Origin of the sequence: Sphaerochaeta sp. (assembly GCF_050178175.1) — a bacterium.
Taxonomy (GTDB): Bacteria; Spirochaetota; Spirochaetia; order Sphaerochaetales; family Sphaerochaetaceae; genus Sphaerochaeta.
Genome location: NZ_JBFXGH010000076.1, coordinates 2388 through 10667, shown reverse-complemented (window position 1 = coordinate 10667; position 8280 = coordinate 2388). Strand labels below are relative to the sequence as shown.

The following is an 8280-nucleotide window of genomic DNA, read 5'->3' as shown; positions in this document are numbered from 1 at the left end:
CTTATGAAGGCGTTCTACCGGCTCCTCACCAAGTAGTCGTGTTATGCGTAAGAATTGTTCTGATCTCATCATTGTTCCTTATCAGCTCATCATGGGTGCATCCACTGAGTTTGCTGAAGTTCTCAATCTGTGTCCAGAGTATCTGGGAGTAATCCCCCATCTGGAAATCAGTTTCCAAGGCATAGGGAAGAGTGACCAGTCTCTTCCCCTCGCTTGCCAGTTTGCTTTGGAAGAGCCTGCTCCCATAACTGAGTATGACGCCAAGCTTGGAAGCCTCCTGTGCAGTTTCCCAGCTTCCTGTGTAGCCGTGCCAGAGAAGCACAGGGAGGTTTGGCTGGAGGGAGTGGAGAATGGAGAGCATCCTTCCGTCTTCCTGTACGCAGTGCAAGCTTACACTTCGTCCCAGTTCATAGGCCAATGCGAGGGTATCTTTCAGGAAGGCTTCCTGCTGTTCAATTTCTGGAAACCTTCTGTCCAGTCCTACCTCGGCTATCTGCAGTGATCGGTGCTTTTTCAGTATGTACTCAAGAGCAGCTATTTCCGGTAGTGGCTTCTCAGCAAGTGCCCCGATCCCCCCCAGTGCCGGAGGTGAGAGTGAGGAGAGCAAATGCCACTCATCCCTGCTGCTGGTGGCATAGAGTGCGTTCTCTCTCATGCTGGAGCCATAGTGGCGATGTGCGTCAAACATGGTTCAATCCTAAGGACGAAGAGCCTGCTCAGTCAAGTTAGAGCAACAGGAGATAGGTAACCAATATACTCAGGAGTATCGGGAATATCATGCTGTTCTTGCGGTAGGCTATGAATGCTGCACAGAGAATACCGATAAGCCCTGCATACCAGTGTCCTTGGAAGTCAAGGATGACACCGGGGAAGATGAGGGGGCCAAGCGCAGCAATGGGGAGAAGGCGGAGACTCCTGGAGAGAAACCTCGGGAGCTTGTCAAGGAAGGAGGCATAATAGGGAAGAGCCCTCACCAGGAAGGTGGCCAGTGCACTGACAAGGATGGGGATAAGAAATGGAAATGTTTTCATCATACCTCATCCTCACTGTCACTGATGACCAGGGCCCCAAGGAAACTTGCTGAGAGCATGCTGATGACGAATGACCAGCCAATCGCCAATGACCACCGTACGATCAGGTAGGCGTTCAGTGCTGCCGAGAATCCTGCAATTGCAAGAACCCTGAACCCCTTTTGGTGGAACTCCTGTGCCAGGAGAGAGCTGAACATCGCATAGAGGGTAACCCCAACTGCAAGCTGGAGTGCAGAAGGAAGAATCATGCCGACAAGGAATCCCACAGCAGTACCACTGACCCATCCAATGTATGCAGTCAATTCCAACCCTGCCAGATACTCTTTGCTGATGGGTGGCTTATGAAGGACAGCGACACTGAAAACTTCATCGGTGGTACCATGGGCAAGCAATGCCTTCCTCCAGCCACTGCCCCCTTTTTCCAGATTCCTGTTCAGCTCAGCGCCCATGAAGGAGTAGCGCAGGTTCACCAACAAGACACTGACGAACAACTCAGCCAGAAGGGCTCCCCCTCCGATGAGGTTCGCTGCCAGAAACTGTCCGCTGCCAGCAAAGTTGGTCAGTGAAAAAAGTACCGCTTCCCAGATGCGCATCCCAAGATCCCTGCAAACAAGGCCGAAGGCCATGGCGGTTGGGAAATACCCAACAAAAATGGGAAATCCTTCGATGCAACCTTCCCGGAAGGTGAGTTTGGCGTGCGTTGCTGATTCCATGGTTTGCAGATTAGTGATTCTGCCGGTTTCCTGCAAGTGGCATTCATGATAGACTACACCTCCCAGGAGGTGTATATGGCTGTCTATCTCGCAAATACTGGATTGCAATTACTCAGCAAGGACGGGACCCTCGACCAAAAACCCTTGATGCAATGGTTTCATGAAGCCAAGCGCATCCCAGCGCAACAGGGCTCCTATTACACGAAGATGCTGGACAGTGGCCTGACCATCATTTTTCGTACGGTGGCTGACAAGGAAGACCTGCAGATTGTAGGTTTGGACATGCATATGAGTGGACGGTGCCTCTGGTCCGGGAAACCTCTGGTACAGATCGGCAAGGCAGAACCGCTCTCGCTCACTCTCCTGATGACCAACGATTCAGAAAAGAGTGCCTTCATTGCCACACTTGTCCATGCAGCGACCCTTGAGCAAATTGATGAGGACACACTGTTGGATTTGCAAGTCTGTGCATTTCCCCAGGCTCTCGATGTTTTTGACAGCAGGGAAGCCTATGAGACGGTTACTGAAGAGGGGGCCCGACTTGAGGACAAGAAATTGCTTCCATTCAACTACATCATGGCACGTGATGAGAGCCTCAGTGAGAAGGATAGGGAGCGTTTTGCTGCAGAGGAGCAGATGATGTTGCTTTGTGGTCCTGTGCTTGGGGTGGAGAACCGTAAGCATGGTTTTCAGGATACCGGGTGTACGGTAGCCACCATCGCCACGGAAATGGGGCATCTAGATCTTGTCTTTGCCCCAGAACAACTGCAACAGCCCCTGAAAAAGGGCTCCTATGTAGTTGCGAGCTGTGCAATCAGTGCAGATGTCCTGACCGACTAAAACCGTTTGGTATATGCGTGGCAGTAGGGAAGGGTTCCCTTCTTCTCGTAGTAATCCTGATGGTAATCCTCCGCTGGGTAGAATACCGCTGCCGGGCGGAGGGTGGTAGCAATCTTCAATCCCTTTTCCTCAAGGATTCCAATAAGGCGTACCCCCACATCGAACTCATGTCTTGAACGGTAGAATATGGCAGAGAGATACTGGTTCCCGATATCAGGTCCCTGCCCATTGGCCTGGGTGGGATCGTGGATCTCAAGGAAATACTTGGTAAGTTCCTCGTAGGATATTTCCAAGGGGTTATAAAGCACCTTGACGGCTTCCAGATGCCCGGTGGTATGGGTCAATACATCCTGGTAGCTTGGATTCTCGACAGTCCCTCCCGTATAACCAGACACTGCTGAGTATACGCCTTCCTTCTGGGCGAACAAGTGTTCGACTCCCCAGAAACATCCTCCGGCAAACACCGCCTCAGCCACCGGCGTGCCATCCCTGAAGACCAGGGAGAGGGAATTGACGCAATGCCTTGTATTGGTATCGGTGAAGCGTTCCCCTTCAAAGACGTGTCCCAGATGTCCACCACAGGTGGCACAAAGTATTTCAGTCCGCATTCCGTCGTCATCGATCTTACGTTTTACTGCATGGGGAATCTCCTCATCGAAGGATGGCCACCCACAGCCGGAGTGGAATTTGGTCTCTGAACTGTACAGGGGGGAGTCACACCACTTGCAGTAGTAGGTTCCCCAATCTGTTGTATCGGTATACTCACCGCTGAAGGCTCGTTCCGTGGCCTTTCCCACGATGATGGCGCGTTCTTCACTGGTAAGGGAATTCTTCAATGCTTCATCAAGAGGTTGGTAGGAGAAACGGTCTGTATCAGCCATGGGTACTTCTTCCTCACTTATTGTCGGTATTTCTCGTTTATACAAGGCGAATGAGAGTAGCAGGAACACAACCAAGAGCAATGAAATGATCATGAGGACTGTTTTCATCTGCAGATTCTCCTTGACTCCACTGTAACACGGGTGCTACCAGAATCGGAAGATAATTGCACCTGCCTTCTTTTTGTATGTAGCATACGCAGGATACTTCGAGGCAGTGATGCTCTCTGTGAAGATGGTGGATCCAATGAACAAGAGCGTCAGCAAGATCGGGCCAGCGATGGTATAGTGCAACAGCGGCCCATGGAATGAGACCGAATAGAGGTAGATGGACCACCACACCCCCAGCTCTCCGAAGTAGTTGGGATGACGGCTGTATCTGAAAAGTCCAGAACTACGGAACCCTTGGGTATACTCATCCTCAAGTTCATCCTTTCTGGGAAGCAATTGGTACTTGGCTTGCTGGAAGGTATACTGCTGTTGGTCTGCTATGGTCTCAATACCCAGGAAAGAGACAAACAAGAAGATTGCAATGAAGGAGAGTGGGGTGAATGGCACATTCCTCGATGGGAGCAGCCCCAGTGGGCTGGTGAATGCGATGAAGAGGAACTGCTGGTAGAGCGCGATAAAGAACATGTTGAAAAAGAACCAACCTACAGGGTTTCCGATTTTCTCATGCAGTATTTTCCAACGATAATCCTCTTCCCCGGTATACCCTCCACGACGGGAAAAATTGAAGGTCAGCCTTGCACCCCAGATGGTAACCAACAGGGCTGCAACGACCACCGGCAATGAGAACCCTGCCTTGTAGGCATAGATCCAGGCAAACGCTACAGGCAGTGTGCTCCACAGCCGGTCGGTCCACGAGTAATCCTCCGTGAGTAGTGAAAAACAAAGACTAATCAATACAGTGCCCAACGTGATACCGCCCACTTGGTACAGCACTGTCTCATCAGCGAACGGCCCGAGGACTACAAAGCCAGATAAGAGGGCCACCATGATAAAAAAGATCATTATGGTTGTTGGGTTTGCTTTCATGATAAGCAGTATACCAAACCAAGGATCGGGAAAACAAGCAAGATTTCTGCCTGCTTGAGAAGCCTTCCCAAATTTTTCCCGGTGACGTACACTGAGGATCATGACCAAGAATAAACGTCTTCTTACACTCATTTCTCTTACGCTTCTGCTTCTCTTCCTTTTCTTGATTCTGAGAAGACCATATACGATATCTGTCACACAGTTTGAGCAGGCTCCTCTCAGTGCCCTGGCAGTGATTGAGTCCAGGAAAGCAACCCAGGTGACACTGGTGTTACCTGGAAGGAACCAGAATGACCTACGCTTTACCTTCAGGGGGTATGATACCTACCATGAGATCCCCGTTCTTGCTCTCTACCCAGGGACCAGGAATGATGTGGAGTTTTATCTCACTACAAGAGAAGGTGATAGCTACCAACAAAAAGTGACTATTGAGACAGAAGAACTGCCAGAGGATTTTCCCGAGATTGGGTATGAACGAGTGCTTCCTGGCCAGATTGCAGAAGGTTTTACCTTCTTGCACCTCGGCCGCTATAATGAAGACGGAAACTACCGTGCGCTTCCCTGTGCCGTTGATTCCTACGGGACCGTTCGCTGGTATTACCAGGGAGATATTGGTCATGTCATGAAGATGACCGAGCAGGGGACCCTTCTGATCCAGGAGGGCGACTCCCTTGTAGAGATGGACCTGATGGGAAGGAAGGTACGGACACTTCCTCCACTCATGTACGGCCTGCACCACGACGTGGCATTCATGGAAAACGGAAACCTTCTTGCCTTAAGCACTGCTCCTTCTTCATTTGAGGACGGGGTGGTGGAACTTGATGGAGAGACAGGATCCTATGTGCAAGGTTGGGATTTTCGAGAGATTCTTGACAAGGATCGTCCGTCCCAGCCAAGAAACCTGGAACCTGCCGACTGGCTCCATCTCAACGGTATTGATTATGACCATCGTGATGACAGCTTCATTGTCAGTGGCAGGGACCAGAGTGCTGTGGTGAAGGTCGACAGGGAGAGCGGAAATCTGCGTTGGATACTGGGGAACCATGAGCATTGGGAAGAAGCATATCAGCCTTATCTCTTACAACCCGAGGAGAGCCCTTTTGCTTGGCAGTGGGGCCAACATGCCCCTATGGTACATCCTGAGCTACCAGGAAGGGTGCTGTTATATGACAATGGAAATGAGCGGTCCTATAGTGAGCCCCTCGATCCCACAGATAATTATTCCCGGGCTGTTGAGTTTGAGATTGATGAGAAAACCATGACCGTACGACAAGTCTGGGAGTACGGGACAGGGAATGGCAGTACTACCTTTACCCCATTCATCGGGGATGCAAACTATCTGGAGAATGGGAATCGTCTGATCTGCTTCGGGGGAATTACCAAGAATCTGGAGGGAGAGGCAGTTGAACTCTTTGATTTTGCGAACAACTCCCTCAATGACATGAAAATTTCAGCGAAGGTAGTAGAGGTCACTGCAGATTATCCAGCCAAGGAAGTTCTGGTATTCTCCTTCAATGATCCTGATCCGACGAGCTATGCAGGGTATCGTGTGTATCAGGCAGAGCGCTATCCTCTGTATCATCCATCCTTGTTGCAGTAATAACCATTACGACTGTTTTTGCCCCAAGGTCACAGAGGGCCTGGCGTTTTTCAGTGAATAGGATGGATATCCAGCCAAGGCCAAGACGACAGGTTGAGCAAAAAAAAGGATGAGATACCGGAGAAGCGCTCTCCCAAGGACGGCTTATTCCTTGTAACGTACAAACGCTGATAGAGAGCAGATGGTCAATTGCATAGGGCCATCTACCTTCTCCTTGATTGACGGTAATGCATGTATCTATGACAGGCAAGGAAAGAAAAACCATGAGTATATCTCTCGGATACACCCATGGTTTTACTATAAGGACATGAATCAGGTTATGCATCCAGCGTATAGTGGATCGCGTATACCCCTGAACCGGCTTCAGCCTCCAGGATGTCCTCACGCTTTGCAAAGGTGAGAGCATCTCCATCAACCAGTGTAGCTCCATCCAACAAGCGGATGGTGGCGGTGGTATTGGCTGGAACTGTTACACGCAAGGTTACAACGTTCGTCTTGCTCTCTCTCTCCCAACGGATTCCAACTTCACCATAGACCGATTGATAGGATGCTTCCACCCAAGTGAGGTTTCCCCCAATCCTCGGGGCAATGATCGCATGTTTGTATCCTGGTTTGTGCTCATCAATGTCCAGACCTGCAACAACACGGTACAACCACTCACCAATTGCGCCGTAGGCATAGTGGTTGAATGAGTTCATGTCCGGGCTCCACATTGAGCCATCCGGTTTGATACCATCCCAGTGTTCCCAGATTGTGGTGGCTCCCTTCTTGACTTGGTACAACCAGGAGGGGAAGTCATCCTTGAGCAACAACTCATACGCTTCATCCAGGCAACCGTTGGAAGAGAGTGCATGACAGAAGTACGGGGTACCGACAAACCCTGTCACCAGGTGTCCATCATGTTCAGCCAGCAACTTCTTCAGATTCTCCACGGTCTTTGCAACAAACTGCTTTGGGGCAAGATTGAAATGAAGCGCAAGAATATGTGCGGTCTGTGTCTGGGCGGTCATGGTACCATCGGCATTGAAGAAGGTTTCCTGGAATGTCTGCACAATCTTGTCATGAAGTGCAGCATACTCGTTCGCCACATCTTCCTTTCCGAGAATCCTTGCAATCTTGACAAAAAGACTGGTGGAATAGGCATAGTAGGCAGTACATGTCAAATCGTTTGGAGTGGCTCCAAAGTAGCTTCCTTCCTCAGCATCCAATGCAACCCAGTCGCCGAACTGAAGCTTGTAGTTCCAGATGTTGTCCTTTGCATGGGTTTTCATGAAGTCAATCCAACCCTTCATGCTCTCATACTGAACCTCCAGGATTGCAGTATCACCAAAGGTGAGATAGAGCACCCATGGAATGATGATTGCAGCATCAGCCCATGCTGTAGCAGAGTGGGTTCCCTTGTTGAGCAACCAGTTGTCAAACGGGTACTTGTACAGTACATCTGGCACTACATGGGGAACGCCCCCTTCCTTGGTCTGGTCAAGGGCAAGGTCCTTGAGCCATTTCTTGAAGAAGGTATAGGTTCTCATATTATAGCTTGCTGTGCGGCAGAAAATCTGGGCATCACCTGTCCATCCAAGACGTTCATCACGCTGAGGACAGTCGGTGGGGACATCGACGAAATTACTCTTCAATCCCCACAGGATATTATGCTGCAGCTGGTTGAGATCAGGGTTGGAACACGCAAAGCTACCCGTTTGTGGCATGTCGGAGTGAATAACATAGGCCTTGAAATTATCAAGATCTGCGCGTCCTGGGAACGTTTCAACATGGATGAACCGAAACCCAAAAAAGGTGAAATGGGGACGATATACAAATGGTTTGTCATCCTTGATGGTGTAGGTTATTCGCTGTTCAGCCCTGCGGAGGTTGTCGGTGTAGACATTGCCGTCCTTATCCAGTACTTCGAAACAACGCAGGACTATGGTCTCTCCTGCCTTTCCTTTACCCCTGATCTCCGGTAATGCGCTCATGTTCTGGCCGAAATCGATGACCCGCTCTCCCTTTGGTGTCGTGAATGCAAGGGTGGGGGCCATGACCTCCTGAAGCGCAACAGGGGAGCCCTCCTGTGCCTCAATATGTTCTGAAGTACAAGGAACTGCTTTAGCTGCACGCCATGAAGTGTCATCAAATCCTGGCTTGTCCCAACCATCCTGTTCCAGGGAAGCATCATAGGTCTC

8 protein-coding genes are annotated in these 8280 nt (G+C 50.3%); 2 read left to right on the top strand and 6 right to left on the bottom strand.

All coding sequences use genetic code 11. The features are described 5' to 3' along the window. Nucleotides 1-25 precede the first annotated feature (25 nt). The 3 genes from AB7S66_RS08815 to AB7S66_RS08805 are packed head-to-tail and all read right to left on the bottom strand — an operon-like array spanning nt 26 to nt 1744. Nucleotides 26-688 carry a TatD family hydrolase gene (locus AB7S66_RS08815; RefSeq protein WP_428519154.1) on the bottom strand — a complete coding sequence of 221 codons (663 nt, stop codon included), beginning with the start codon at nt 686-688 and terminating at the stop codon, nt 26-28. A 37-nt stretch (nt 689-725) separates the two neighbouring features. Then, nucleotides 726-1034 (bottom strand): AzlD domain-containing protein, encoded by a 309-nt coding sequence (locus AB7S66_RS08810; protein ID WP_428519152.1) that lies wholly within the window; start codon nt 1032-1034, stop codon nt 726-728. Continuing rightward, a complete protein-coding gene (locus AB7S66_RS08805; protein WP_428519150.1) occupies nt 1031-1744 on the bottom strand; it encodes an AzlC family ABC transporter permease in 714 nt (237 codons plus the stop codon). Before AB7S66_RS08805 ends, AB7S66_RS08810 begins: the two co-directional genes overlap by 4 nt. Nucleotides 1745-1819: 75 nt before the next feature. Here AB7S66_RS08805 and AB7S66_RS08800 point away from each other — a divergent pair, with 75 nt between their 5' ends. Beyond that, nucleotides 1820-2584, top strand: coding sequence for a hypothetical protein (locus tag AB7S66_RS08800; RefSeq protein WP_428519148.1), 765 nt, complete (start codon nt 1820-1822; stop codon nt 2582-2584). On the opposite strand, the gene AB7S66_RS08795 is transcribed toward AB7S66_RS08800, so the two are convergent. After that, entirely contained in the window at nt 2581-3573 is a 993-nt protein-coding gene (locus tag AB7S66_RS08795; RefSeq protein ID WP_428519146.1) for a bifunctional methionine sulfoxide reductase B/A protein, read from the bottom strand. The two genes, AB7S66_RS08800 and AB7S66_RS08795, sit on opposite strands and share 4 nt — an antisense overlap. Nucleotides 3574-3609: 36 nt before the next feature. After that, nucleotides 3610-4500: a DUF1295 domain-containing protein gene (locus tag AB7S66_RS08790; protein WP_428519144.1), complete on the bottom strand. Its 891-nt coding sequence runs from the start codon at nt 4498-4500 to the stop codon at nt 3610-3612. A gap of 100 nt (nt 4501-4600) precedes the next feature. Here AB7S66_RS08790 and AB7S66_RS08785 point away from each other — a divergent pair, with 100 nt between their 5' ends. After that, nucleotides 4601-6100 carry an aryl-sulfate sulfotransferase gene (locus AB7S66_RS08785; RefSeq protein ID WP_428519142.1) on the top strand — a complete coding sequence of 500 codons (1500 nt, stop codon included), beginning with the start codon at nt 4601-4603 and terminating at the stop codon, nt 6098-6100. 317 nt (nt 6101-6417) lie between these two features. On the opposite strand, the gene AB7S66_RS08780 is transcribed toward AB7S66_RS08785, so the two are convergent. Continuing rightward, the coding region (locus AB7S66_RS08780; RefSeq protein WP_428519140.1) for a family 78 glycoside hydrolase catalytic domain at nt 6418-8280 on the bottom strand (1863 nt) is incomplete at its 5' end.

Excerpts from the sequence above, each read along its gene's own strand:
- AB7S66_RS08815 (WP_428519154.1), bottom strand. The coding sequence starts at position 688 with ATGTTTGACGCACATCGCCACTATGGCTCCAGCATGAGAGAGAACGCA.
- AB7S66_RS08810 (WP_428519152.1), bottom strand. The coding sequence starts at position 1,034 with ATGATGAAAACATTTCCATTTCTTATCCCCATCCTTGTCAGTGCACTG.
- AB7S66_RS08805 (WP_428519150.1), bottom strand. The coding sequence starts at position 1,744 with ATGGAATCAGCAACGCACGCCAAACTCACCTTCCGGGAAGGTTGCATC.
- AB7S66_RS08800 (WP_428519148.1), top strand. The coding sequence starts at position 1,820 with ATGGCTGTCTATCTCGCAAATACTGGATTGCAATTACTCAGCAAGGAC.
- AB7S66_RS08795 (WP_428519146.1), bottom strand. The coding sequence starts at position 3,573 with ATGAAAACAGTCCTCATGATCATTTCATTGCTCTTGGTTGTGTTCCTG.
- AB7S66_RS08790 (WP_428519144.1), bottom strand. The coding sequence starts at position 4,500 with ATGAAAGCAAACCCAACAACCATAATGATCTTTTTTATCATGGTGGCC.
- AB7S66_RS08785 (WP_428519142.1), top strand. The coding sequence starts at position 4,601 with ATGACCAAGAATAAACGTCTTCTTACACTCATTTCTCTTACGCTTCTG.